Genomic DNA, 24,835 nt, shown 5'->3' with positions numbered 1-24,835 from the left:
TCTATGTTGTGCTAGAAATGAAGCCTGAACGCGATTAAATAAAAAACGCTCATCGTCATGCGTGACGATGAGCGTTTTTTTATCAGTAAAAGTATGGTTGTTTATTCAGCCGTGGCAATTTCTTCTTCTACATCATGGTCTTCTAAATTAGCACTTAAAAATTCACTTGTTTCCGATAAATTGAGATTTAATTTCGTTTTTTTGCAGATTTGAATTGTAACATCCTGAACGGAGACATCTAAAACATGCCCCCCTTCTTTTTTATCTTCATCAATAAAGTGCAGGTGGTAGCCGGGAACACCGATGCCTGAAGAATATTCTGGCGTGTAAAAACCTGCTAGTGTTCCATTTACATCTGAAGATGTAAATGTAGGCTGATCAGCAGCCGCATCTACCATAGAAGGATAGGGCTTTTCTTGCTTTGCAACCGTGCGAGTTTTTACTTCTTTAAACTTGCCGTCAATGCGAACTGCATAGAATAAATTCGGGCTAGGAATAAGCTCATTCATTAAGGTTTCTAGTTGTTCACGATTCATTTCCTTTTTTACACGATAAGAGATATCTTCATAAAAGGTTGTCATAATGGCAAAAGGTGTTTTTGCATCTTCACTAATAGGTGCAGCTTTACCATCAGCAATATGATAAAATTCTCCGTCAAAGGCAATCATTTCACCATCCAATTGATTAAAGGTACCAATGCCGAAATCCCCTTTCTTAGCTAAATCCTTGTATGTGACAACACCGTCAAATACTCCGTCTAATAAAGCGATCATAGTGGAAGTTTGGTGAATCGTTAATTTTTCTTTATTGCTCATTCTTTACTCAGTCCTTTCAGTTAATTTGATCTGGCAGTAGCTGTGTATTTAATTTTTCATTATCTTTATAATCTACAGGAACATCGATGATAACGGGGCCCTGTTCACGAAAAGCGCTTGCTAGAGTGTCCGAAAATTCTTCTGGTGAGTTAACTCTAAATCCTTTGGCACCAAAACTTTCAGCAAGCGTAACAAAGTCTACACTGCCAAACTCTACTGCAGATTTTCGGCCATATTTAATCTGCTGTTGAAAGCCAACCATATCGTAGGTTTGATCGTTCCAGATAATGTGAACAATTGGTAAGTTTAACCGAACGGCTGTCTCGAGCTCCATAGCTGAAAATAAAAACCCGCCGTCTCCAGACATGGACAGAACTTTTTTATGGGGGCGAACGAGTGCAGCTGAAATAGCCCAAGGCAAAGCAACACCTAGTGTCTGCATGCCGTTGCTGAATAGTAAATGCTGAGGTTCATAGGAACGAAAATAACGAGCCATCCATATGTAATGCGAACCAACGTCACATGTGATGGTAGTATCATCTTCAACAAAGTTCTGCAGAGCTTCAATTAATTGTAGGGGATGAAGGTGAGTGTCATTAGAAAACTCGTACTGATCGTCAGGTTGTTCAAGTTTGCTTTTTAGCGTTTTTAAAAAAGAAGCACTTTCTTTTGAACGTATTAAATGTGGGAGTTTATCCGCTAATATGTCAATTGTGCTTGGAATATCCCCTACTAACTCAATTTCCGGCTGATAATGGTGGTCAGCTTGTGCTTGTAAATCATCTAAATGAATAATGCTTCTTTGACTTTCTGAGTTCCAAAGAGAAGGAGGGTATTCAACTGGGTCATATCCGATTGTTAAGACGACGTCAGCATGCTTCAATAACACGTCTCCAGGCTGATTGCGAAAAAGGCCTACTCGCCCAAAAAAGTGAGTTTCAAGCTCTCGTGAAACAGCTCCCGCACCTTGGAACGTTTCCACCACAGGAAGGTCATGTTCTGCTATAAGCTGACGGATTGATTCCACTGCTTTAGATCTACTTGCTCTCATACCTAAAAGCAAGACAGGTAGTTTTGCTGTGCGAATAGTGTGTATAGCTTGGGCAACAGCGTCTAAATTAGCAGTCCCAATCGTAGGAGCTTTTAAAACGGATAGAGTGGAAGCTGGTGTTTCGCTATCCATTACATCCTGCGGCAAGCTGACAAAAGATGCTCCTGAAGGAGAAGAAACAGCTTTGCGAAAGGCGTCTGTTATCACTTCTGGAACGTTTGCAGCGTCTTCTACCTCAACGCTGAATTTGGCGATAGATTTGAATAGTCCTTCATTATCCATTGATTGATGTGTCTTTTTTAATCGATCTGCTCTTGGAACGGCTCCTGCTAGGGCTACCACTGGATCACCTTCAGAAGTAGCAGTGACAAGGCCAGTGGCTAAGTTAGCGGCACCTGGACCCGATGTGACAAGGCAAACGCCCGGCGTACCTGTCAGTCTTCCCATAGCAGCTGCCATAAACGCAGCATTTTGTTCATGGCGGCAAACAATTACTTCTGGTCCTTTTTCTTTCAAAACATCAAATACGCCATCAATTTTGGCTCCTGGAATGCCAAAAATATAAGGCACATTCTGACTTGCCAAACTTTCTACTAGTAAGTCAGCGCCTTTTTTTGTTTCGGTAGTATCAGCATTACTCATCATGCATTCTCTCCTTTATGTTTCTTAGATAGGTTTTAAGGCCTACTGATTGAGTACCCAATTTGTATGACAACTAATCAAAGGAAAGGAGAAGGTTTTAATTTTCTAAATAAAAAACTTCCCTATTAATTAGGGAAGCAGAGATGTACCTATTGCGAATAAAACATATCTGTTTTATTTGTAGGTTTATGGTACTTGAGGGATAGCAAGTGAAAATTCTACGCGGCTCTTATTTGGTATGGTTAAAAAGCTTTTGGTAACTAACAATTTTTTGATCTAGCTTTTGACTTAATTTTAAAATCTCACCCTGAGAATAGCTGCTTGTTTTCTTAGCTAATTGGTAAATATCTGATTGTAAGGCTCGAATTTCTTTTTCTAACTGAGGTTGCTTCATTGAAATCCTCTCCAAGTCAGAATACTTCTATCTTCTATGTTTTATCTTTTATCTAATAGTATGAAATTCCTTCATATTTGTAAAATGTTTTTTGTTTTGAAAAATATGACATAGGTGAAGAGCTGCTGACAAGCTTTGTCGAACACTTTTTTTTACTTGTTTTCAACAAGTATGATATACTGAGACTAGGAAAAATGACAATCTGGAGCGCACGTTCAGTTATTCTTAACAAGCGAATGAATTCTTAGCTTTGACAAGTTTAGCTTGTAAGGTGAAGAAATTCATCACATAATCTTATTAGATCTGAACCTTGTTAGCCCGGATGAGGATTTGTCGAAAACGATTCACTAGAAAAAACCTTCGAGACCGCCAACTCGGAGGTTTTTTTATTTTTGTGTATGGGAAGGGAAAAAAAGACATAGACTAATAAAGAAAAAGGTCCCGCACCCATAATCGGCCGTAGTTGATTACACCTTGTCCATTTCTGCAAGGAAGCTGTCTTTTTACTATAGGGAAGTGCCGCCAAACACCATTCCCTAAAGACAATCAGCACATGAGCCTTATGGATGAAGAACCTTTTAGACGATACTTATCGGTGATTACTTATTTTACTACTGGAAAAATAGCAAAATAAGAGCGACTATGGCTCCTAAAAGCTCGACGTAAGCCGTTAGGAGCTGAACATTCTCAGCATCTAGGAAAAATGACTTGAGGATTCGTCTCAGACTATCCACCACCTTTTTCTTCCTTGCGTGAGTTCCCAAGGGAAAGAAAGGGGACGACAGTGCTTCTTTATTTTAACAAAAGTAGGAAATGATAAGTAGATTTATTTAAAGTGTAAATTAAAAAAGCATGTAGAATACATGCTTTTTTAATTTGGATAAATTTCTTTTATGCGTCCGACTTGTCCATCTGTTAAACGAACTTTGATGCCGTGCGGGTGGAAGCTTGAATTGGTCAGAATGTCTTTGACCGTTCCGTGTGTAAGTTTTCCAGAACGCTGATCTGCTTTTAAAACAATGTCGACTTCAATTCCAGGAGCTACGTCTTTTCTATTTTGTCCGTTCATTATACACCTGTTCTCTTTCGCTGATTATTCGTTTTTTTTGTTTGTTGACTCGTCAGCTTTTTGGTTGCTTGATTCGTGCTGCTATTTTGAGCTTTACTTGAAGATTGATTTTTCTTATTAGCAAGCTGCTGTTTGATAGCATCTTGAAGACTAATTTTCTTTTTAAGTTGTTCTGTCATATGGGTTCCTCCTGAATACGTACATCGTCTGAAAAAACAAAGAAAGTAAGGGAATGAAAAAGCTGACTATCTAGTCAGCTTTTTTTAATTAGAAACAGTGACTTCTTCTACTGGCTGCATAAGTACAGCTTCTTTATCAGGATACGTTTTTTCAATATGATGTTCTCCCCAAGAGCATAATGAATCAAGAATGCTTTTTAAAGACCATCCGTAATCTGTTAAAGAGTATTCCACTCGAGGCGGCATTTCGTTGTACATTTTTCTAACAATGATGCCGTCTGCTTCAAGTTCGCGAAGCTGCTGCGTTAATACTTTTTGTGTAACGCGCGGCATAATTCTTTTTAATTCTCCAGGGCGCTTTGTCCCTTTAATTAAGTGGCAAAGAATAACGACTTTCCACTTGCCTCCAATGACTTCTAGTGCCGCTTCCACTGGAATATTATATTTTTTCACGTTAACAACTCTCCTTGTTCTAGAGATAACGGTCAAATGCATGTTTTCGCACTTTTTCTGATGTTTATCATATCACTATAGAGCAAAATTTTCTAGGTGTAAGCATTTTTTTAGAATACCCAATAGTTCATGACTTTAGTATTTACGCTTATTGTAACCTCCAGGTACCTATATCACTTGAAAGTGCGTACTTTTTCTTTGGTTTTACATCGCTCATAATAACAATTGTTGATGGCGAGTTAGCGAATATATGAAAGGTACCTAAGCTAATCAGCCGTAAGAGAAGTTATTATGAAGAAGTTATTATAACGAACAGGAGGCGTTAAGAAGTGAACACACTTTCACAAACACAACAAAGTAAAAAAAGCGGTGCTTTGCCGCTATTAGCGCTAGCTATTAGCGCCTTTGGAATCGGGACTACAGAGTTTGTTCCAGTAGGTTTATTATCATCGCTTGCAGATGATTTAAATATTTCCATTACACTAGCAGGGTTATTAATTTCAGGATACGCAATGGGAGTTGCATTTGGAGCTCCCGTATTAACAGCTTTAACAAGTAAAATGAGCAGAAAATCACTGTTGATGCTATTAATGGTTATTTTTATCGTAGGAAACTCAGTAGCAGCTTTATCAACAAGCTTTGGGCTGCTGCTTATAGCACGAATTATTACTGCATTTTCACACGGAATTTTCTTTTCCATCGGTGCGACTATCGCTGCTGATTTGGTGCCGGAAGATAAGCGAGCAAGTGCCATTGCCTTAATGTTTACAGGTTTAACAGTTGCAACTGTTACAGGCGTTCCGCTTGGTACATTTATCGGACAAGCTTTCGGCTGGAGAGCAACATTTTGGGGAGTAGCGTTACTTGGGGTTATTGCTATTATTGCAAGTGCTCTTTTAGTGCCTAAAAACTTAAAAGAAGCGCCCCCGGCAAAGTTTAGTGATCAATTGAAAATTTTGAAAAACGGGCCGCTTTTACTATCGTTTGCTATTACTGCCTTAGGATATGGCGGAACGTTTGTAGCTTATACGTATTTAGCACCTATTCTTGAAAAACTAACAGGATATGCACCAAGCGCGGTTAGTATCTTACTGCTGGTATACGGTGTAGCGGTAGCCATCGGAAATACAATCGGAGGAAAAGCTGCGAATAAAAACCCGTTAAAAGCATTATTTTGGATGTTTCTAATTCAAGCAGTTATCCTAGTTATTTTATCGTTTACTGCATCGTTTAAAGTAGCGGGAACGATTACGATTTTTGCCATGGGCTTATTGGCATTTATGAACGTACCTGGACTGCAAGTGCTGGTCGTGAACTTAGCTGAAAAGTATGTTCCTTCAGCAGTGAACGTAGCCTCTGCGCTTAATATTGCTGCATTTAACGTTGGAATTGCTATTGGTTCTTTTGTAGGGGGCCTGATTGTTGATTCAATTGGTCTTGTTCATACTCCTTGGATTGGAGGAGTTATGGTTTTAGGAGCGGTCTTATTAACAGCATGGAGCCGCTCAATAGAAGCAAAAGCAAAATAAAACAAGAGATCATCGCCTTTTGCGATGATCTCTTATCTATAAAAGGAGAGGAAGCAAATGACTACATTTCAACATCATAAGGCGTATCGCCGTATGTACAAGGAGAATGAGTTAACGTTAGGTTTGCATATCCCGCTTGAAAATTATCAGTATGCCACGCCTACGATGGAGAAACAAGTAGAGCTCACGCAGCTTGCAGAACAATATGGATTTACAAGCTTATGGTTCCGCGATGTCCTTCTTCAAGATCCATCATTTGGCGATCCAGCAACGGGTCAAATTTATGATATGCTTATTTATTTGACTTACCTTGCCAGTCAAACAAAAGAAATTGCTCTTAGTACATCTGCTATTGTGCTGCCTTTGCGTCATCCGCTTCGCATAGCTAAAGAAATGGCAACCATTGATCAGCTTTTTCCTGAGCGGTTGATCATGGGCGTATCTTCTGGAGACCGTCAAGCAGATTTTCGAGGACTAGGTATTTCTCATGAAGAAAGAGGAAAGCGATTTGTAGAGGCTTTTCATTATTTAGAAGAAGCGTTAAATCAAGATTTTCCATCTATCCAGTCTACTTTGGGTTCTGTTCAAGGAGCAAATGTCGTTCCTAAGCCAACGAAACGTATTCCGACGATGATTACTGGATACAGTCAGCAAAATATGGAGTGGTTTGCCCAGTATGGAGACGGCTGGATGTATTATCCTCGTCATCCTCATTTTCAAGCAGAGGCCATTAAAGAATGGAGAGAACTGGTTGGCATCTATCATCCAGGCGTTTTTAAACCTTTTACGCAACCTATGCATCTAGATTTGGCAGAAGATCCAAATGAAATGCCAACGCCAATTCGTTTAGGATTTCGAGCAGGGCGCAATGCATTAGTTGAGCTTCTTTCTATTTATAAAGAAATAGGAGTTAATCATCTTTTTTTTGCTCTTTTTGATAGTAAGCGTCCGGCTGAAGAAGTTATACATGAGCTTGGCGAAGAAGTGCTTCCGCATTTTCCGGCTCACCTGTAGCTAAAAGTACTTTAGTTGAAGATCCGAACGGGTTAGATTCTTAATGGAGAATCTAACTCGTTCGGATTTTTTATTGATAGGATGAATGTAGATTTATTTTATGTATGTAGTTGCTTCTAGCGGTTGATTGGAGGATAAGACGAAGACTCCTGTGGGAAAAGCGGAATAGGTGAGACCCCGCAGAAGTTTAGCGACGAGGAGGCTCACCGGACGCTCGCGGAAAGCGAAGTCTTGCACGGAAATCAACCGTGATGGAACAAGCGAGCGATATGAGCTCATGTATCCCATTTTTTCGTCTTTAGATTGAATTCATTTAGTTATATCCCAACCTCTTTTTATATAGATTTCAAGTTATAGGATATATAAGAAATATGTATTAGAGTTATTGATCCTATGTTCTTTATAATAAAATTATCCATTATCTCCTTGGATGATATAAAGTCGAAAGGAGAAACACGATGAGTGTTGCATTTCTATTTCCAGGACAAGGTGCACAATATGCTGGTATGCTTCATGATATAAAAAATAAATGGGGATTAGCGACTACGTTTGAAGAAGCAAGTGAGGCATTAAATCAAGACGTATTCTCGTTAGATTCGTCAGAAAAATTGAAATATAATAAAAATGTTCAGATATGTCTTTTTATTGCAGGAGTAGCTGCGGCTAGGTCGTTTAGAAACAAAGGATACTCGCCAGACGTAGTAGGGGGGCATTCAATAGGGGCGTTTGGAGCAGCAGTTGCATCTGAAGTGTTATCTTTTAAAGAAGCTCTTCTTCTTGTGAAAAAAAGAGGGGAACTGATGGAGAATGCTTATCCTGATGGTTATGGTATGGGGGTTGTAATGGGACTCCGCGAGCATCAGCTTCTCTCTATTGTACATGAACTATCAACTGATTCAGCTCCTGTGTACGTAGCGAATCTAAATGCTCCTGATCAAATAACGATTTCTGGCACCTTAAAAGCAATCGAGAAAGTTCTTGAAAAAGCATCTAAAAAAGGGGCTAGAAAAACTAAAATGCTTCATGTAACGGTGCCTTCTCACTGTCCTCTTATGGAAGAAGTTTCGAATGAATTACGAAAAACAATAACTGAAGTGAAAGGAAAAGACCCAATCGTTCCTTTTATAGGTAATTGTAAAGCTCGGAAATTATGGAAAGCTGCTGATGTTAAGGAAGACTTGGCAGCAAGTGTTGCCCTGCCCGTTCGTTGGCATGATACGACGGAAGTTATGTATGAAATGGGCACAAGATTATATATTGAAATGGCTCCAGGAAGAGTACTAACCGATTTGGCTGCTAAGAGCTTCCCTGAAGCAAGGGCTATTTCGGCAGGCGAATCTACGATAAAAACTTTGCTGATTTTAATGGAAAAAGAAAAAATGTAAGCGCATCAATTTAGAAATGTCAGAAAGGAGCTAGAACATGAGTGGCACAAAAAAAACTTCAAAATCATGGACAACTCGCCGAGATCAAAAAGCAGCTCGCCTTGCGAAAATAGACCATCTTCTTAAAGGAAAGTTATTGGGTAATGAACACATTATTGAAGCGTTAGAATTGCTTATATCACCCGGAGATAAAGTAGTGCTTGAAGGAGACAATCAAAAGCAAGCATCTTTTTTATCAAAGGCGCTGAATGAAGTAAGCGCTGATAAAGTAAACGGCCTTCATATGATTATGTCTAGTATTTCACGTCCGGAACACCTCGACATATTTGAAAAAGGAATTGCTGAAAAAATTGATTTTTCGTACGCCGGTGCTCAAAGCCTTCGCGTGTCTCAAATGATTGAAGATGAGACGTTGAAAATGGGAGAAATTCATACATATCTAGAGCTTTACGGACGCCTTTTCATTGATTTAATTCCGAACATTGCCTTAGTAGCTGCTGACAAAGCGGACGCACAAGGTAATTTATATACAGGAGCAAATACGGAAGAAACACCCACCATTATCGAAGCAACGGCGTTTAAGGATGGAATTGTTATTGTGCAGGTAAATGAACTTGTTGAAGAACTTCCGCGAGTTGATATTCCGGCTTCTTGGATTGATTGTATCGTCGTGGCGGATCAGCCTTATCAATTGGAAGCTTTATTTACGCGAGATCCTCGTCATATTACAGAGCTTCAGATTTTAATGGGTATGATGACAATTCGGGGAATCTATGAACGCCACAGCGTACAATCATTAAATCATGGCATTGGCTTTAATACCGCTGCAATTGAGCTTTTGCTGCCTACTTATGGAGAAAAGTTAGGACTGAAAGGTAAAATATGCAAGCATTGGGCTCTAAATCCTCACCCTACGTTAATTCCGGCTATTGAAAGCGGATGGATCGAGAGCGTGCACTGCTTTGGGGGAGAAGTAGGAATGGAACAATACACAGCAGCGCGTCCAGATGTGTTTTTTACAGGACGCGACGGCAGTCTGCGCTCAAACCGTGCGATGTGTCAAGTGGCTGGTCAATATGCGGTAGATGCTTTTGTAGGATCAACTTTGCAAATAGATGGAGAAGGAAATTCTTCTACCGTCACATCTGGACGTTTGTCAGGGTTTGGCGGAGCGCCTAATATGGGGCATGACCCTAGAGGCCGCCGACATTCTACCCCTGCTTGGCTGGATATGATAAACGAGCAGCACGAACTAGCAAGAGGCAAAAAGCTAGTTGTTCAAATGGTTGAAACCTTTCAATCAGGAAATGAGCCTGTTTTTGTGGAGTCTTTGGATGCGATAAAGGTAGCGAAACAAGCAGGCTTAGCCACTGCTCCTGTCATGATTTACGGGGATGATGTGACACATGTCGTGACTGAAGAAGGAATTGCTTATTTATATAAAGCACAAAGCTTGGAAGAAAGAAAAGCAGCGCTTGAAGCAGTAGCGGGTGTAACGCCTATAGGGTTACTGCACAACCAAAATAAAGTGGAAAGAATGCGAAGAGATGGCTTAGTGGCTTTTCCGGAAGATTTACAGATTCGCCGTACGGAAGCAAAGCGTTCGCTGTTAGCGGCGAAAAGTGTAGAAGATTTAGTAGAATGGTCAGATGGTTTATATAATCCGCCTGCTAAATTTAGGAGCTGGTAAAAAATATGCGTATTCAAGAAGAGCCAAAAACAACTGTGTTTTCTTCATGCCTGATAGCTAAAATGGCAGTTACCGCTTTGGTTGATGAAGCGGTACTTACACCTAAGCCGGGGCTTGTAGATGCAGCAACAACTGGATCTCATCAAGATATGAATATTGAGACGCTGTTAACTTCTGCTTATGCTTTACAACCGACCTTTTTACAGATTGCATTATACAGTCAAGGAAAGCAGCCAAGTCAGATGCTAAGGGAAGAAATTGCTCAAATTGGACGCGAGGGCGAACAAATTATGTACGCGGCTACGAATGGTGTTAATACACACAAAGGAGCCATTTGGGCATTAGGTCTACTTGCTTCTGCAACAGCAGTTTGCGGCGTTCAAGCATCACCTGCATCCATCACAGAAGCTGCAGGACAAATTGCTCGTTATGCAGATCGTTTTTGTCCTCTGCATTCATCTAATGGACTTCGTGTAAAGAAACAGTATGGCGCAAAAGGAGCACCTGGAGAGGCGAAGCAAGGGTTTCCCCACGTGATTCATATAGGCTTGCCTGCTTTACAGAAAGCTCGCAAGCTAGGCATACATGAAACATCAGCAAGGATTGATACTTTAGTAACATTAATTGCCAACCTTGATGATACGTGTATTTTGCATCGTGCTGGTCCGGTTGTGTTAGAGGAGGTTAAAATGGCGGCATCCAATGTGTTAGAAGCTGGAGGGGTATCTACATCAATGGGAAAACAGCGGCTAGAAGCGTTAGATCATATACTTCTATCATCTAACGCTTCTCCAGGCGGAAGTGCAGATTTGCTGGCTGCTGTATTATTTTTAGATCGAATATCTCTTTTTAAAGAATCGTAAACGTCTGCAGGGAGGAGTGGCTAATGGAAACGTTATTGTTTAAATATAAAGCCGATCGAAAGTTAACTCAGCGCGCACATGTAGGTGTTGTTGGTTCAGGGGATTTAGAAATTTTATTGGTTCCTTCGGATGAAGAACATGCTCACGTATCAGTACGAACAGGAAGTGACGGGTTTAGTGAAACCTGGAAAGCCGTATTAGACAGGTTCTTTAGCGTTCATACCATTCAAGCGAAAATTGTAATTAATGATTTCGGTGCTACACCTGGTGTAGTCGCCTTGCGTCTTGCACAAGCTTTGGAGGTGAGTGAAAATGGGAGTGAATAATCAAAGCTTTATTGAGTTAAATGGAAGAGAACGAGCGCAGGCAATCTTAGATCAAGGAACATTCTATGAGATGCTTGGCCCTTTTGACGGAATCGAATCGCCTCATTTACCTAAGCAAAATATTGTTCCTCAAAGCGACGACGGTGTCATTATAGCAGGTGGGCTGATAGCAGGAGAGCCAGCCGTTGTCATTTCAATAGAAGGAAGATTTCAAGGGGGAGGCATTGGTGAAGTATCGGGAGCTAAAATTGCAGGAGCTTTAGAACTAGCCCTTAATAATCACAAAAAAGGTGTTCCTGTTAGACCTGTTTTTCTATTCGATACAGGAGGAGTAAGGCTCCAAGAAGCGAATTATGGACTTTTGTCGATATCTGAAATTGGCTCAGCTGTGGTTGCTTTGCGCGAGCATACACCTGTTGTCGGAGTTATTTCAGGAAATGTAGGCTGCTTTGGAGGAATGTCCATCACTGCTTCACTCTTTAGTTATCTCATTATGACAAAAGAAGCAAGGTTTGGCCTTAACGGCCCTGAAGTGATCGAACAAGAAGCAGGGGTTGAAGAGTTTGACGCAAGAGACCGAAGCTTAATCTGGAAAACGATTGGCGGTATTCAACGCTACGAAACCGGGTTTGCAGATGCCTTAGCACAGGATGATGTCACTGCTATTCAACGAGCGGTTCAAGAGACGTTTCAGAAGAAAGAAAAAGTAACTAGTAAAACAAAACAAGTAGATTTTTACAGACATTTGCTTAGTAAGGTTGATCCTTCAGAAAAACTGGCTTCTGATCAGTTTCAAGAATTGTATAAAGCAACAAAAAATGAACCTATCCCTTCAACAGTCTCTTACTCACTGAATGAAGTTCCAGGTAACATGCCCAACAGCCGCGGTCGCGTGTGGATCAACGCCTTAATAAATGATGAAGAAGCAGATTTTGAAATTCCTTCCGTTCTTTATAAAGACGCATTGCTAGGAAGAGAAAAGGTCCGATATATATCGGTTGTACCTAATCCTTATAATCGTTTCTTACGTGCACGAAAAGGGGAAGTAGGACTAGATGAAGGCTGGGCAATTGCCAAGCACGTTCGTGAAGTAATAAAAGAAGATCGAAATCAATCTCCGCGCCCTATAATCGCCATTGTGGACGTACCGAGTCAAGCGTATGGCTATCATGAAGAACTTCTAGGTATTCACTATGCTTGCGGTGCTGCTGCTGATGCTTATGCAGTAGCGCGCTTAGCAGGTCATCCGGTTATTACGCTAATTGTCGGAAAAGCAATTTCAGGAGCATTTCTGGCTCATGGATACCAATCAAATCGAATTGTGGCTTTAAAAGACGAAGGAGTGAATGTTCACGCCATGTCCAAACAGTCGGCAGCGCGCATTACTAAAAGAAGTATAAAAGAACTTGAAGAAGCTTCAAAGAAAGTTCCGTCCATGGCTTATGATATTGAATCATTTGCCTCACTTGGCGCTTTATATGAGCTGGTTAGCGGTATTCAAGCAGAGCAGCCCACAGATCGCGACGTTCAAACGATTCAAGATATTTTGACTGGAGCGGTAGAAGATGTACGCCGTGAAGGTGTGTACGATTTAAGCAGCCGGCTATACAGTGAGCAAGCAAGGAAGGAAGGGCGTAAAGCTTCTTTAGTAGTAAGAGGTGAGTTGGAAAGACAATGGAATATATAGCTCATGATTTGCTTCAGTTAAAAGAGGAAGCAAAGCTTATCGGTTATACACCCATCCCCGATTGGGTGGAGCATTCTTTAGCGAAGGCTCCGTTTGTAGTTGTAAGGCGGGCTGTTCACCGAGATAGCCTGATACCTGTTGGAGTAAGAGGAGAAAGAAGAAATCAGCGTTTTGGAGCATTTGTATCTGAGCAGGCCGTTAAACGAAGAATTAGGCCGGAAGATCTCGTTTCTATTTTTCAAAACGGCCACTTTAGAAACATGCCAGCCATAGGTGCTTTAAAAGAAGTCGCTATTATTTTAAAAGATTTTGCGTGGGGACCAACTGGCAGTGTGGGATTCGAATTTGCAAGTGGTGTCGAAGTTGTTACAACAACTAGTGATTTGGATATACTTATCCGACTTTCTTTTTATTTGTCGGTAGAACAAGCGCAACTGATAGTTAATCAGTTAAAAGAGTGTCCAGTTTCTGTAGATGTACAGGTAGAAACAGAAAAAGGAGCATTTTCTCTGGTGGAATATGCAAGGGGAGAAAAGACCCTGCTTCTGCGTACTATATATGGACCTTCCTTAGTAAAACTGAATCAATTAGTATAAAAGACGGAAGAGGTATGTGCACCTTTTCCGTCTTTTCTATCAATACCAGCTTTTTTCCTTGCTTAACAAGCGTTTTGCTTCAAAAAAGAATATTTGAATGAACTTTTTGGTGTTAATGCGAATCGGCAAAATTTTAGAATCTCCCTGCAATTCTTTCATTTTTTTACGAACGGCTGTAAAGTCAAAAAACTTAGAAGCATAATTTTCAAACTTTGGATTTGAAAAATCTGTTAATCCAATAGAAGCAAAGTGGTTTAGTGAGTGAGTAACTGCTCGTCTTATTCGCTGTTCACAAGCTTTGGTTTCACGGTTAATTTCAATAGAAGACGCGTGAGCTCCTAATTTTTTCTCCGCCACATTCACAAAAATATTTTTTAGAGAAGGAAAATGTTTTTCCACACTTTCTCTTTGGTCATAAGTGTATAGAAACTGTAAAATATCCAGTAAATCTTTTGCCCCATTTTCTCCTACAATACCTAATTCGGCTAATAAGAATTTTCCTACATCGTATAGATGGGCTTGTTTCGTTATTGGCTGGCTTGAAGGGGGAGCGTGATGAGCTGTCGCTAAACTATTCAATGAGGTCTTAATATCATCGATTGATTTCTCAAGAGAGATTCGTTCCATTACTTTTCGAATAACCGTTAAAATTTCAATTCGATTGATTGGTTTTGTAATATAGTATTCAATTCCTAATGAATAGGCCTCTCCTATCAATTCTTTGGATTCTACCTGTGAAATCATAATCATTTTTCCGTTAAATGAATCTTTTAAATGACGGATCGTTTCGATTCCGTCCCGTCCTGGCATAAGTAAATCGATAAATAAAATATCAATTTGCTTTAAATTTAACATAGAAGCATCTAGAAAGCTTCCGTCGACGACTTCTTCTACAACTTCTCCTAAATCCTCATCTTCAATCAGCTGACTAAGTGTTGAACGAATAGCTGAATCGTCATCTGTAATACAAAATCGCATAAACTCATCCTTTCTGAATTAGATTACGAAGGGGGATTTGAATGATAAACGTCATTCCGCTGTCTTCTTGTGTAGCTTTAATCGTACCTTCAAGTTCTTGAACAATATCTTTTACATAAGAAAGACCAATGCCAGTAGAGGGGTTTCCAAATTGATCGTATTTTGAGGTGAAACCAGGTTCGAAAATAGCTTTTTCGTACTTCAAAGGCACGCCAGGACCGTTGTCTTGTACATGAAATTCTACATGTTCAGCTTGTCTATGTACCGATAAAACAATCCTTCCTTCATCTTTAATCGCTTCCACTGCGTTGGCTACCAAGTTATTAATGATCGATAAAATGGTATAAACGTGGTAGCTGAAATGTTCCCCGTTTACAGAAGAAAAAAAGGTAATTTGCTTGTGAAGAGAATCGGCATATTTTTTGTTGATGCGTACGATCAGCTCGATTAATTCCTCTGCTTTCATATAATTTTGGAAACTTTCATTTGAAATTGTTTTAGATAAGCCCGCAAAAATACGCTGGTTGTCTTTTTTTACTTCGTGAATATCCCCGGCAATCCGAAGCGCTTTTTTACTGAGCGTTTGGTTTAGCACAGAATGATCTTTTTCCTGCTGATTTAATATACGGTATAAATCGTACGAAGCTTTTGTAATCGCTTCTGTATTATGAAGGGTCTTTTTTAAATGAACGGTTTCTTCATAAAGGCTTGTGATAAGCATTAGCATGTGCTCATTTTGCTTGCGAATTTGACGTTCTCGTGACTGTGATTCATAAATCGTCATCATATTAAAAAAGCTAAGTACAATGAAGCTGTGAGCAAAAGCAATAACGGCCATGTCAGATAATGAATCGACATGGATTGTTGTGTGCAACACTATATACTGCGCAGTTAGTTCCACTACATCAGCAGCAATTTCAATGATGAGTCCAATCAATCCAATTACAATAGCACTATAGTTCATGCGGCTTACCTTAAATACAAAAAATAAAAGTGCATACGTAAAGTAGAAGAAAAACGTAGGGTAATGCGTATGTGCAGAAGCCGCAAATTGAAAATGATCGAGCATAATATAATCGAGAATGATGCGAAAGAGAACAACGCTTAAAGCGGTAAACAAGCCCCCGGCTAAAACGGTTTTCCGTTTTAAAAGCAGCAGAAAAAAGAAAAATGTAGGAGCTCCAAATGTAATTCGAAATGTTTCATTTAACGGATAAAATTTTAACTCTCCCGCCAGCGGGACAGTAATGAGCATGAGCAATAAAATGTACGGATCTTTTCGAATGAAAGATTTAAAATTCAGATAATTTCACCTCCTGAAGTGATTCGTGAATTAGTATACATTGTGACAGCGTTCAGCACAATGGAGAAGAGTGCCAAAGATCAAAATATAATTTTAAAAAGTTTTGTAGGTTTTTGTATGCTCTCGTAGGTTGCATTGTACATTAAAAATGAAAATGAAATCGCACTTTATGAAAGCGCTTTAAAATAAAAAGTTAATTAAGTGATGAGGTGATTTTAATGAAAAGAGAAATTGAACAGGAAATGTCTTACTTACAGCTCACTGCAAAAGACCGGTTACATGAGTGGGTGCAACAAATAAAAGAATTTTCGTCAGAAGGAAAAACGGCTGATTACATTCCGGCGCTGAAAGATATGGACTCGTCTCAATTAGGTATTTGTTTGATTGGTGCTGACGGAACAGTTATCCAATCTGGAGATTATGAAGCGGTATTCACTCTTCAAAGCATTTCTAAAGTTATTAGCTTTATAGCAGCCTGCTTATGCTGCGGCATTCCTTATGTGCTAGAGAGAGTGGATGTAGAGCCAACTGGAGATGCATTTAATTCTATTATAAGACTGGAAATGCATAAACCAGGAAAGCCGTTCAATCCTATGATTAACGCCGGTGCTTTAACGGTTTCATCTCTTTTATCTGGGGAGACGGCAAAAGAAAAATTAAACTATTTGTTTGATGTGATAACGATGCTTACCGGTAAAACACCACTCATTAATGAAACGGTCTTTGAATCAGAATGGCAAACGTCTCATCGAAATCGTGCGCTTGCCTACTATTTAAAAGAAACGAACTACTTGCAAGGAGAAGTAGAAGAAGTTCTAGAGGTTTACTTAACGCAGTGCTCAATTGAAGTAACGACTGAAGATATTGCGCTGATTGGATTAATTCTGTCATTAGACGGATACCATCCAGTGTTTCAAAAACAAGTAATTCCAAAAGAAGTAGCTAAATTAACAAAAGCACTCATGCTTACATGCGGTATGTATAATGCTTCAGGAAAGTTTGCCGCATTTGTTGGTATGCCAGCTAAAAGCGGTGTATCGGGAGGAATCATGTCATTGGTGCCACCTAATACGAAAAAACAGTCTCCATTTCCAGGCGGATGCGGTATCGGAATATACAGTCCAGCTATTGATGAGTACGGGAATAGCGTAAAAGGCGTTACGCTGCTAAAAAAAATCGCAAAAGAATGGGATTTGAGTATTTTTTAGTCTATTTACGTACTCTTCATTCGCTTCAATAATATAAACACCAAGAGAAAAAACTTTCATGTTTTGCATTTGTTCTACCAAATTTTTTAATGAGGTGATAGGCATGCAACAAGCAGTCGAAAGTGTGATTAGCGTCGTCAATGATTTTTTTTGGTCGAATTTATTGATTATTTTACTTGTATCAATTGGTCTTTATTTTACGGTTCGCTCTCGTTTTTTGCAGTTTCGCATGTTGAAAGAAATGGTACTTGTTTTGAAAGAAGGAAGAGCGGCTAAAGATGGGGGGGTCTCCCCGTTTCAAGCTTTTTGCATAAGCATGGCAGCTCGGGTAGGAACGGGAAATATTACCGGGATAGCGATTGCTATTGCACTTGGTGGCCCGGGTGCTGTATTTTGGATGTGGATTATTGCCATTATCGGTTCAGTATCAAGTTTTGTAGAAAGTACACTCGCTCAAATTTATAAAGTAAAAGGATCAAACGGGTTTCGAGGAGGACCCGCTTATTATATGGAAAAAGGGTTAAATAAAAGGTGGATGGGTGGTCTATTTGCTGTACTCATTACACTATCATTTGGCCTGGTGTTTAACGCTGTGCAGTCTAACACGATTACGCTCGCATTTGAGAACTCTTTTGGAACGAGCCGCTTGTTGGTTGGAATTATTATGACGGTTATATTTGCGGTAATTATTTTTGGCGGGATCAAACGCATCGCCAAGATATCGGAATACATCGTGGTCGTATTAGCCGTTTTATACATTGGAATGGCTCTGTTCATTATCTTTAAAAATATTGATCAAATGCCTGCGGTTCTATCTCTAATTGTGAAAAATGCATTTGGGTTTGAACAGGCGCTTGGGGGATCAATTGGTGCAACGTTAATCAACGGAGTAAAGCGCGGACTGTTTTCAAATGAAGCAGGAATGGGAAGTGCTCCCAACGCCGCGGCAACTGCGGTAACGAGTCATCCAGTTAAACAAGGTCTTATCCAAGCATTTGGTGTCTTGACAGATACACTCGTAATTTGTACAAGCACAGCATTTATCGTTCTCTTATCCCCCGCCTATAAGCAGGGACTAAGCGGCATTGAATTAACGCAGGCTTCTCTTAGTACCCATATCGGCTCTTGGGCATCAGGGTTTTTAGCTATCATGGTATTTCTATTTGCTTTTAGTACGTTAATTGGGAATTATTATTATGGAGAAACGAATATTGAATTTTTAAATTCAAATAAGGTGTGGCTTTGGTCTTATCGTGTAGGTGTTTTAGCGATGGTTATTTTTGGATCAGTCGCTCAGCTTCAGCTTGTATGGAATTTGGCAGACCTATTTATGGGGATGATGGTAGTCGTGAACTTGATTGCTATTTTTTTATTATCGAAAGTGGCATTTTCCGCCTTGCATGACTATACTGAGCAGAAAAAGGAAGGGAAAAATCCAGTCTTTTATAGAGATGCGTTAGAGAACAATCAAAATATCGAATGTTGGGAAAGAGAATCTACTCCACCCCCTTCTGAAAAAGAGAATATTATCTAAAAAAAGTTCAGCCAATTGGCTGAACTTTTTTTATGCGTTTTTCTTTAATTCAGTTTGCGGAGTGCCTTTAGAAAACAATGTTTCTTTCACGCCGTTAGCTGCTGCTTTCGTTTTTGCCGAAAAGATTGGATTTAAAATAACAACTACCAGTAAGTTAGATAACAATCCCCAGAACCCTTCATAAAGACCAAATGAATTTCCTGTGGCATGGACGGTAAACGTTACAACCAGCCCTACTATTAATCCAGCAATCGTACTTTCTTTCGATTGATTTCTCCAAAACAGGCTGATAACGATAGCCGGGAAGATTTGTACCATACCGGATACCCCTAGTAACTGTAGGGAAACAAGTGCTTGAGGGAATAATAAACCGAATAAAAGTGCCAGTCCAATAACAACGAAAACCATAGAACGAGTAACCATTGTTAATGTTTTACCCTGTACATTTGGATTAATTAAATCTCTGAATATATTATTTGCAAATAAGTTAGACGCTCCGATAGCCATGATAGAACATGGAATTAATGAAGCAAGAGCAATCGTTGCATAAGCTAACCCTTGGCCAATGCCGCCATATGAATATTGAATTAAGGTTAATAATGCTAATCTAGGATCCGTTGTATCTTGAGGCAATACTTGATAAGCAATAAATCCTAAGAAGATGACTAGAATTAAAACAATATTGTAAAGCGGTAAGAAAATAGCATTTTTACGAAGCGAATCTGCACTTTTAGCAGTGAAAACACCTGTAGCGGCGTGGGCCCACATGAATAAAGCTAAAGCAGATACGAGTGATGCTGTAATAAACCATGGAATGCCTTTAGGTCCTTGTGTTGGGACCGTTAATAGCTGAGGCGCATCCTTTGCAACATTGTCGATCATGTTGCCCCAGCTTCCAAAATGCATAATTGGCAGAGAAACAACCATAAATAACATAATCGCCCATACTAAAATATCTTTAATAATTGCCGTATATGTGGGACCTTTAATTCCGCTGAAAAAGGTATAAAGAGCCACAAGAAAGAATGAAAGAATAACGACAGCTTTTACGTTAATGTAGCCAGTTCCTGCAACGCGAAGAGTATCTTGAATACCGCTAAGCTGAAGATCAATATATGGAATGAGCATCAATACACCTACTATAGCAATTAAAGAGGAGAGAAATTTACTGCTAAAACGTTCTCTGGCATAATCAGCAAGCGTAGTAAGTTTATGCTTTTTAGCAACAGTCCAAAGCTTTGGAAGAAAAAAGTATGAAATTAAAAAGGCCAAAACAGAGTAAGGAATGGCAAAAAATGCGATGCTTCCTCCCTGATAAGCTGTACTTGTAAGACCTAGAAAAGTATAAGCAGTATATAAATCTGCTCCTACCAAAAGCCAGACGAGCAGGCTTCCAAAACGTCTTCCACCTACAGCCCACTCTTCAACTGAGCTTCTAGATGATTTGTCACGTCCCGCTATAAAGCCAATTGCGATAACAACAAGAACAATTGCTGATGTGATTAAAAGTGCCGTTAAATTTCCTTGCATTATTCAATGTCCCCCCAAGATTTTTGTAAACGATAAATGATAAATGTACACACAGGCGTTAAGAAGACCCATAAAAATAACCATAAATGCAAAAGAGGTAATCCAAAAATAATTGGATGAATGTTATTTACAAAAGGTAAAAAAGCGAATTGAGCAATAAATGGAATGATGAATAAAATAAAAATTATGAATTTTCTGTTCAATTTTACTCCTCCTACTAAAAATTTATCTAACAATGTTCACTATGATAGCAAGTCTGACATGGTAAAGCAATAAGTTTTTTGAAAATTTCGTTATAATCTATGGAAATTTTTTTAGAAAAACAAAAAAGAGCTTATGATGAGAGTATATTTGAAATAATTATGAAAGAAAAAAAGGGGAATAATCTAAGCGAAGTTGCTCTTGAAGCAAAAAGAGAACGGAAAAGAAGAAATTTAGTTTTGACCGGGAAGTTTTTGTTATTTCGCTGAGATAAAGTATATTGCTATTGCATCATAAGAAAAGAATTTATATGTTCAAATAGAGATTCATGGAAAGAATAAAACAGAGCAAATAAAAAAACTAGACAATAAGTGCTTGTCTAGTTCCACCACTCTGTCAATGGTCCTTTGTCGCCATAAACAGGATCTGTTGTAGGAATAGGTACTTGTGCAATTTCATCAAATACGTGAGGGCGATCAGTTTGTTTTCCTGTTCGTAAATTGTAATCCATGCCCTCTGGATAAGCTCCAACCACTTTAAAATCAGCAGTTGACTGCAGACGCATATGCCCTGTTCCTGCAGGAAGTACGAGCACATCGCCAGCATGCACCACGATATTTTCCCCCATATGTCCACCTAGTTTTAAACGTGCAGATCCGCTAATTACACCTAGTGCTTCATGGGAATTGCTGTGGTAATGGTGAAAATCATGTATGCCGCCTACCCAGCTGTTTTTCCAGTTGTGAGAATTAAAAATGCTCTCCACTTTCTCTTTCTTACTAATAAATACGTGTTCATACAACAAAACTGGAAGACGAGGGTGATTTGGAATGGTTCCGTCGTCATCAAAATAAAGAACTTTTACATTTGCATAATTCATAAGCATCCCTCTAACAATCTTTTTTCGTAATTTTCCCTGTTTTTTGCTTGCGTAAACAGAGAAGTTTGCTCGAAGTACTTCATTTGTTGCGAAGTGCATGATATGTAGGTTTTAACGTTTTCCTAAAAGAAGTCTCCCACTTCAAGCGTAGCTAAGAGGTGGGCAATTCACTTTAGTATCTTTTCTTCATATTGTATATAAGTAAAGGGTCCAGTGCAAGAATTCTATGGATATATAGATGTTAATTCTTATTCTGTAAATGAATATTATATATTAGTATAACTTTTAGAAGGTAATCTGCTCGTGAAGTAAAAGAATCAAACAACAAGAAAGGTTAGGATTTTAGTTCTTTTTGTAATTAAAAAGAGATTTTTATAAGGTTTATTCGGAATTTTACGAATAATTTATTATCTTTATAAAAGTAATGTAAACGTTTTTGTGTATTGAGTAATAGAAATGAATGTTATATACTGATAAAAAATATATTCCTATATGTGACTGGCGCAACATGGATGACCATGGGGGAGCATATAGCGTATAAGCCGCGCGCCTGGGCAAACACTTGAGAAAATTTCGCAAGTGTTTTTTTTATTTTCCTAGGGAAGAGGAGTAGATTTGGATGAGCAATATGCAAAGGAAGATGGGAACATTTGCTTTAACCATGACAGGCATAGGTTCGATTATCGGTTCAGGATGGCTGTTTGGAGCATGGAAAGCAGCTCAAATTGCAGGACCCGCGGCTATTTTTTCATGGGTGATTGGAATGGTAGTTATTTTGACCATTGCCCTATCGTACGCTGAACTGGGTGCGATGTTTCCACAAGCAGGGGGGATGGTTAAATATCCTCAGTATTCACACGGATCATTTATTGGATTTTTGGCTGCTTGGGCTAACTGGATTTCAATCGCTTCAACGATAACAGTGGAGGCTATTGCATCTGTACAATATATGAGTACTTGGCCATGGAAATGGGCTCGCTGGACTCATGAATTAGTAGACAATGGCATTTTAACGTCCAAGGGGTTGGCAGTTGCGTCTCTGTTATTATTCATTTACTTTTTTGTGAACTATTGGACGGTAAATCTCTTTGCTAAAGCAAACTCATTTATTACGATTGTTAAATTAATTATTCCTGGTTTAACGGCAGGGGCTTTATTTTTTGCTGGTTTTCATAGTGGAAACTTTTCAAGTGAGCATGGGGTAGCACCTTACGGATGGGCCAGTGTTTTAACGGCAGTGGCAACATCAGGTATTGTGTTTGCATTTAATGGGTTTCAAAGTCCTGTAAATATGGCAGGAGAAGCAAAATCACCTAATAAATCGATTCCAATAGCTGTAATTGGTTCAATTTTTATTGCAGGAATTGTATACATTATATTGCAAATTGTTTTTATCGGAGCAGTAAGTCCGTCATCAATTGCTGATGGATGGAATCATTTGAATTTTAATTCTCCTTTTGCTGATTTAGCGATTGCGCTTGGAATTAACTGGCTAACAATTGTGTTATACGCAGATGCATTTGTTTCTCCTTCCGGCACAGGTGCTACATATACGGCAACTACTTCTAGAATGTTATACGGGATGCAGCAAAATGGATATTTGCCAAAGATCTTTGGTACGCTTCATCCACTTTACAATGTCCCGCGCCCAGCTATGTGGCTAAATTTAGCAGCTTGCTTTTTGTTTCTCTTTTTATTTAGAGGATGGGGTGTCTTAGCAGAAGTGATCTCAGTAGCGACGCTTATCTCTTATATTATGGGCCCTGTAGCACTGATAACATTAAGAAAAACGGGTTCACATTTTTACCGTCCATTTTATTTAAAAGGGGCATCAATTATTGCGCCATGCGGCTTCGTTTTTGCTTCCTTGACGCTTTACTGGGCAAGGTGGCCACTTACAGGTGAAGTGATCTTTATTATGGCAATTGGCCTGCCTGTTTATTTTTATTACCAAGCGAAAAATAAATGGGTGGGCTTTAAAAAAGAATTTTTAACCGGGGCTTGGATGCTTATCTATTTAGCGTGCATGATTTTTATTTCCTACATAGGAAGCGAAAAATTCGGAGGCAAAAATATTTTGCCTTTCGGATGGGATATGCTAGTGATTGCTTGCGTATCATTAGCTTTTTATTACTGGGGAATTAAAAGTGGCAAATCTAATCGATATATGAAAGAAGCTGAACAAATCAATCAAGAAAATTTTAAATCTAAATAAAAAAACACGAGCTGATGCTCGTGTTTTTTTATTTAGGTCAGTAGAGAATTTAGACTTAGTTTTTATCAAAATATTGTAAAAAATATAGATTTTAAGGTTTAAGTATTTATACAGAGGGAACCTTTATTTGGGATAAAGTTCTAAAAAAACAAAATAAAGGGGATTAGGCAGCTGTGAAAAAAATGAATGTTTTGGCTTTAGCTTTTGTACTTATGCTAGTATTAGCGGCTTGCAACAGTTCTAAGGAAACGGGAGGATCCACTTCGGCTAAAAATAAGACGATTGAAGCATCCATTGACAGCGCTTCTTATATTTTAGTAGATAGCGATGAAGGAGCTGCAAGTGAAGAAAAAGGGCTGTTGAAAGTTGATTTGAAAGTGAAAAATGTATCCAAAAACAGTATATCTTTATCGGATTATGACGGTGTGTATTTATACGAAGGAGATGAGCAATTGTCTCCAAAAACGGGAGTGAACAGTCGTGAGCTCGGACTAGAAAGCAGTGCATCTGACAAGATTGGCGCTGGAAAGCAAAAAAATTTAACGTTTGTCTTTGAAGTCAAAAAAGATAAAAAGTACAAAATTGGGCTTCAGCCAACATCATCTGATTATAATGAAGAAATTGACGAAGTGACATTAACACTGGATACGAAGAAATACGCGAAAAGCTATAATAAGCTGCAAGACCCAGAAAAAGCTCTGCAAGCTTATACAGAAGTCCTTTACTTAAATAAAGAAAACGTAGACTATGATAAATATGTAACGGCAGACAAAACAGCTGTCATAGAAGAACAGAAAAAAGCGTTTAATGAGGAATTAAAAGGTGCTTTTTCTAACAGTTTAACCGACAAAGCAAAAAAAGATTTTTTTAACATGTATAAAGATGTTTTGAAAGAAAAAGCAAGCGTGAAAACAAATGTGATTGCGAATGCAAATAATAAAGCCGTAGTAGAAGTGGAGTACACGACTCTTAATTTATCAGACTTATATTCATACGTATCGCAGCTTAAGAGAGCATATACAAATGAAACGAAAGATTACGATACAGAACACTCTGAAGAGTTTGCGGCTTCTAAATTCAAAGATATTGTAAATGAGTTAGAAACGAAAGAAGGAAGTCGTCCCCTACGAATTTTTATGGTGAAAGAAGATGGGAAATGGACTGTAAAGTCAAGTGACCTATACAGTGATTCTTTAGGTAAAACGTTTGGATCAAGCTATATTCGATAGACAAAAAAGAGAAGAATTTTTCTTCTCTTTTTTGTTTTCTGTAAATAAATCAACGAGTTTTTTG

23 protein-coding genes and 1 riboswitch are annotated in these 24,835 nt (G+C 39.0%); of the genes, 12 read left to right on the top strand and 11 right to left on the bottom strand.

Features of this window, described 5'->3' with window-relative positions:
- Positions 1 to 101: 101 nt before the first annotated feature.
- The 6 genes from budA to MMB68_RS17055 all read right to left on the bottom strand — a co-directional run bounded on the left by budA (position 102) and on the right by MMB68_RS17055 (position 4,603).
- A complete protein-coding gene (budA, locus tag MMB68_RS17080) occupies positions 102 to 815 on the bottom strand; it encodes an acetolactate decarboxylase (protein WP_221786098.1) in 714 nt (237 codons plus the stop codon).
- Between the two features lie 16 nt (positions 816 to 831).
- On the bottom strand, positions 832 to 2,511 hold the full coding sequence (gene alsS / locus MMB68_RS17075; protein WP_416234866.1) for an acetolactate synthase AlsS: 1,680 nt from the start codon (positions 2,509 to 2,511) through the stop codon (positions 832 to 834).
- Positions 2,512 to 2,737: 226 nt separating this feature from the next.
- Positions 2,738 to 2,902, bottom strand: a complete 165-nt coding sequence (locus MMB68_RS17070) for an aspartyl-phosphate phosphatase Spo0E family protein (RefSeq protein WP_081731992.1) — start codon at positions 2,900 to 2,902, stop codon at positions 2,738 to 2,740.
- An 871-nt stretch (positions 2,903 to 3,773) separates the two neighbouring features.
- The gene (locus MMB68_RS17065; protein WP_013055498.1) at positions 3,774 to 3,971 is read right to left on the bottom strand and encodes a YwbE family protein; all 198 of its coding nucleotides are present in this window, start codon (positions 3,969 to 3,971) and stop codon (positions 3,774 to 3,776) included.
- Entirely contained in the window at positions 3,971 to 4,150 is a 180-nt protein-coding gene (locus MMB68_RS17060) for a hypothetical protein (protein WP_013055499.1), read from the bottom strand. The genes MMB68_RS17065 and MMB68_RS17060 overlap by 1 nt, the downstream gene beginning before the upstream one ends.
- 84 nt (positions 4,151 to 4,234) lie before the next feature.
- The gene (locus MMB68_RS17055) at positions 4,235 to 4,603 is read right to left on the bottom strand and encodes a winged helix-turn-helix transcriptional regulator (protein WP_013055500.1); all 369 of its coding nucleotides are present in this window, start codon (positions 4,601 to 4,603) and stop codon (positions 4,235 to 4,237) included.
- A gap of 329 nt (positions 4,604 to 4,932) precedes the next feature.
- Between MMB68_RS17055 and MMB68_RS17050 the strand changes: the two genes are divergently transcribed.
- From MMB68_RS17050 to MMB68_RS17015, 8 genes are all read left to right on the top strand, one after another.
- Positions 4,933 to 6,132 (top strand): MFS transporter, encoded by a 1,200-nt coding sequence (locus tag MMB68_RS17050; protein WP_014461498.1) that lies wholly within the window; start codon positions 4,933 to 4,935, stop codon positions 6,130 to 6,132.
- A 57-nt stretch (positions 6,133 to 6,189) separates the two neighbouring features.
- Positions 6,190 to 7,146, top strand: a complete 957-nt coding sequence (locus tag MMB68_RS17045; protein ID WP_221786096.1) for an LLM class oxidoreductase — start codon at positions 6,190 to 6,192, stop codon at positions 7,144 to 7,146.
- A 458-nt stretch (positions 7,147 to 7,604) separates the two neighbouring features.
- The gene (mdcH, locus tag MMB68_RS17040; protein WP_221786095.1) at positions 7,605 to 8,531 is read left to right on the top strand and encodes a malonate decarboxylase subunit epsilon; all 927 of its coding nucleotides are present in this window, start codon (positions 7,605 to 7,607) and stop codon (positions 8,529 to 8,531) included.
- 37 nt (positions 8,532 to 8,568) lie between these two features.
- Positions 8,569 to 10,221: a malonate decarboxylase subunit alpha gene (gene mdcA, locus MMB68_RS17035; protein ID WP_269870468.1), complete on the top strand. Its 1,653-nt coding sequence runs from the start codon at positions 8,569 to 8,571 to the stop codon at positions 10,219 to 10,221.
- A 5-nt stretch (positions 10,222 to 10,226) separates the two neighbouring features.
- A complete protein-coding gene (locus tag MMB68_RS17030; protein WP_269870469.1) occupies positions 10,227 to 11,084 on the top strand; it encodes a triphosphoribosyl-dephospho-CoA synthase in 858 nt (285 codons plus the stop codon).
- A 23-nt stretch (positions 11,085 to 11,107) separates the two neighbouring features.
- Positions 11,108 to 11,410, top strand: a complete 303-nt coding sequence (locus MMB68_RS17025) for a malonate decarboxylase subunit delta (RefSeq protein ID WP_269870470.1) — start codon at positions 11,108 to 11,110, stop codon at positions 11,408 to 11,410.
- A complete protein-coding gene (gene mdcD, locus MMB68_RS17020) occupies positions 11,397 to 13,097 on the top strand; it encodes a biotin-independent malonate decarboxylase subunit beta (RefSeq protein ID WP_277549210.1) in 1,701 nt (566 codons plus the stop codon). The genes MMB68_RS17025 and mdcD overlap by 14 nt, the downstream gene beginning before the upstream one ends.
- The gene (locus tag MMB68_RS17015) at positions 13,085 to 13,693 is read left to right on the top strand and encodes a malonate decarboxylase holo-ACP synthase (RefSeq protein ID WP_269870472.1); all 609 of its coding nucleotides are present in this window, start codon (positions 13,085 to 13,087) and stop codon (positions 13,691 to 13,693) included. Before mdcD ends, MMB68_RS17015 begins: the two co-directional genes overlap by 13 nt.
- Positions 13,694 to 13,732: 39 nt before the next feature.
- Here MMB68_RS17015 and MMB68_RS17010 read toward each other — a convergent pair whose 3' ends face one another.
- Positions 13,733 to 14,671 carry a response regulator gene (locus MMB68_RS17010; RefSeq protein WP_164797132.1) on the bottom strand — a complete coding sequence of 313 codons (939 nt, stop codon included), beginning with the start codon at positions 14,669 to 14,671 and terminating at the stop codon, positions 13,733 to 13,735.
- A 4-nt stretch (positions 14,672 to 14,675) separates the two neighbouring features.
- Positions 14,676 to 15,926, bottom strand: a complete 1,251-nt coding sequence (locus tag MMB68_RS17005; RefSeq protein WP_269870626.1) for an ATP-binding protein — start codon at positions 15,924 to 15,926, stop codon at positions 14,676 to 14,678.
- 266 nt (positions 15,927 to 16,192) lie between these two features.
- Between MMB68_RS17005 and MMB68_RS17000 the strand changes: the two genes are divergently transcribed.
- Together MMB68_RS17000 and MMB68_RS16995 are read left to right on the top strand one after the other, a co-directional pair.
- Positions 16,193 to 17,182, top strand: a complete 990-nt coding sequence (locus tag MMB68_RS17000; RefSeq protein WP_221786088.1) for a glutaminase — start codon at positions 16,193 to 16,195, stop codon at positions 17,180 to 17,182.
- 103 nt (positions 17,183 to 17,285) lie between these two features.
- Positions 17,286 to 18,716 (top strand): alanine/glycine:cation symporter family protein, encoded by a 1,431-nt coding sequence (locus MMB68_RS16995; RefSeq protein ID WP_221786087.1) that lies wholly within the window; start codon positions 17,286 to 17,288, stop codon positions 18,714 to 18,716.
- A gap of 30 nt (positions 18,717 to 18,746) precedes the next feature.
- On the opposite strand, the gene MMB68_RS16990 is transcribed toward MMB68_RS16995, so the two are convergent.
- The 3 genes from MMB68_RS16990 to MMB68_RS16980 form a co-directional block, all read right to left on the bottom strand.
- Entirely contained in the window at positions 18,747 to 20,246 is a 1,500-nt protein-coding gene (locus tag MMB68_RS16990; protein ID WP_221786086.1) for a sodium:solute symporter family protein, read from the bottom strand.
- Positions 20,246 to 20,449, bottom strand: a complete 204-nt coding sequence (locus MMB68_RS16985; protein ID WP_013055514.1) for a DUF3311 domain-containing protein — start codon at positions 20,447 to 20,449, stop codon at positions 20,246 to 20,248. Before MMB68_RS16985 ends, MMB68_RS16990 begins: the two co-directional genes overlap by 1 nt.
- A gap of 377 nt (positions 20,450 to 20,826) precedes the next feature.
- Positions 20,827 to 21,426: a cupin domain-containing protein gene (locus MMB68_RS16980; RefSeq protein ID WP_081085187.1), complete on the bottom strand. Its 600-nt coding sequence runs from the start codon at positions 21,424 to 21,426 to the stop codon at positions 20,827 to 20,829.
- A 385-nt stretch (positions 21,427 to 21,811) separates the two neighbouring features.
- Positions 21,812 to 21,890, top strand: a riboswitch (ZMP/ZTP riboswitch).
- A gap of 56 nt (positions 21,891 to 21,946) precedes the next feature.
- On the opposite strand from MMB68_RS16980, the gene MMB68_RS16975 reads away from it, so the two are divergent.
- Both MMB68_RS16975 and MMB68_RS16970 read left to right on the top strand, forming a co-directional pair.
- Positions 21,947 to 23,542, top strand: a complete 1,596-nt coding sequence (locus MMB68_RS16975) for an APC family permease (RefSeq protein ID WP_221813061.1) — start codon at positions 21,947 to 21,949, stop codon at positions 23,540 to 23,542.
- Between the two features lie 182 nt (positions 23,543 to 23,724).
- Positions 23,725 to 24,771 carry a DUF5105 domain-containing protein gene (locus MMB68_RS16970; RefSeq protein ID WP_277549233.1) on the top strand — a complete coding sequence of 349 codons (1,047 nt, stop codon included), beginning with the start codon at positions 23,725 to 23,727 and terminating at the stop codon, positions 24,769 to 24,771.
- Positions 24,772 to 24,835: the final 64 nt, after the last annotated feature.

This window comes from Priestia sp. Y58, assembly GCF_029522095.1.
GTDB classification, from domain to species: domain Bacteria; phylum Bacillota; class Bacilli; order Bacillales; family Bacillaceae_H; genus Priestia; species Priestia megaterium_E.
This window is presented reverse-complemented; position numbering and strand designations above follow the sequence as displayed.

Excerpts from the sequence above, each read along its gene's own strand:
- MMB68_RS16980 (WP_081085187.1), bottom strand. The coding sequence starts at position 21,426 with ATGCACTTCGCAACAAATGAAGTACTTCGAGCAAACTTCTCTGTTTAC.
- MMB68_RS17070 (WP_081731992.1), bottom strand. The coding sequence starts at position 2,902 with ATGAAGCAACCTCAGTTAGAAAAAGAAATTCGAGCCTTACAATCAGAT.
- MMB68_RS17015 (WP_269870472.1), top strand. The coding sequence starts at position 13,085 with ATGGAATATATAGCTCATGATTTGCTTCAGTTAAAAGAGGAAGCAAAG.
- MMB68_RS16975 (WP_221813061.1), top strand. The coding sequence starts at position 21,947 with ATGAGCAATATGCAAAGGAAGATGGGAACATTTGCTTTAACCATGACA.
- MMB68_RS17005 (WP_269870626.1), bottom strand. The coding sequence starts at position 15,926 with ATGCTCATTACTGTCCCGCTGGCGGGAGAGTTAAAATTTTATCCGTTA.
- MMB68_RS17065 (WP_013055498.1), bottom strand. The coding sequence starts at position 3,971 with ATGAACGGACAAAATAGAAAAGACGTAGCTCCTGGAATTGAAGTCGAC.
- MMB68_RS16970 (WP_277549233.1), top strand. The coding sequence starts at position 23,725 with ATGAATGTTTTGGCTTTAGCTTTTGTACTTATGCTAGTATTAGCGGCT.
- MMB68_RS17010 (WP_164797132.1), bottom strand. The coding sequence starts at position 14,671 with ATGCGATTTTGTATTACAGATGACGATTCAGCTATTCGTTCAACACTT.
- MMB68_RS16995 (WP_221786087.1), top strand. The coding sequence starts at position 17,286 with ATGCAACAAGCAGTCGAAAGTGTGATTAGCGTCGTCAATGATTTTTTT.
- MMB68_RS17000 (WP_221786088.1), top strand. The coding sequence starts at position 16,193 with ATGAAAAGAGAAATTGAACAGGAAATGTCTTACTTACAGCTCACTGCA.
- MMB68_RS17060 (WP_013055499.1), bottom strand. The coding sequence starts at position 4,150 with ATGACAGAACAACTTAAAAAGAAAATTAGTCTTCAAGATGCTATCAAA.
- MMB68_RS16990 (WP_221786086.1), bottom strand. The coding sequence starts at position 20,246 with ATGCAAGGAAATTTAACGGCACTTTTAATCACATCAGCAATTGTTCTT.
- MMB68_RS17030 (WP_269870469.1), top strand. The coding sequence starts at position 10,227 with ATGCGTATTCAAGAAGAGCCAAAAACAACTGTGTTTTCTTCATGCCTG.
- mdcD (WP_277549210.1), top strand. The coding sequence starts at position 11,397 with ATGGGAGTGAATAATCAAAGCTTTATTGAGTTAAATGGAAGAGAACGA.
- mdcH (WP_221786095.1), top strand. The coding sequence starts at position 7,605 with ATGAGTGTTGCATTTCTATTTCCAGGACAAGGTGCACAATATGCTGGT.
- MMB68_RS17045 (WP_221786096.1), top strand. The coding sequence starts at position 6,190 with ATGACTACATTTCAACATCATAAGGCGTATCGCCGTATGTACAAGGAG.
- MMB68_RS17025 (WP_269870470.1), top strand. The coding sequence starts at position 11,108 with ATGGAAACGTTATTGTTTAAATATAAAGCCGATCGAAAGTTAACTCAG.
- alsS (WP_416234866.1), bottom strand. The coding sequence starts at position 2,511 with ATGATGAGTAATGCTGATACTACCGAAACAAAAAAAGGCGCTGACTTA.
- mdcA (WP_269870468.1), top strand. The coding sequence starts at position 8,569 with ATGAGTGGCACAAAAAAAACTTCAAAATCATGGACAACTCGCCGAGAT.
- budA (WP_221786098.1), bottom strand. The coding sequence starts at position 815 with ATGAGCAATAAAGAAAAATTAACGATTCACCAAACTTCCACTATGATC.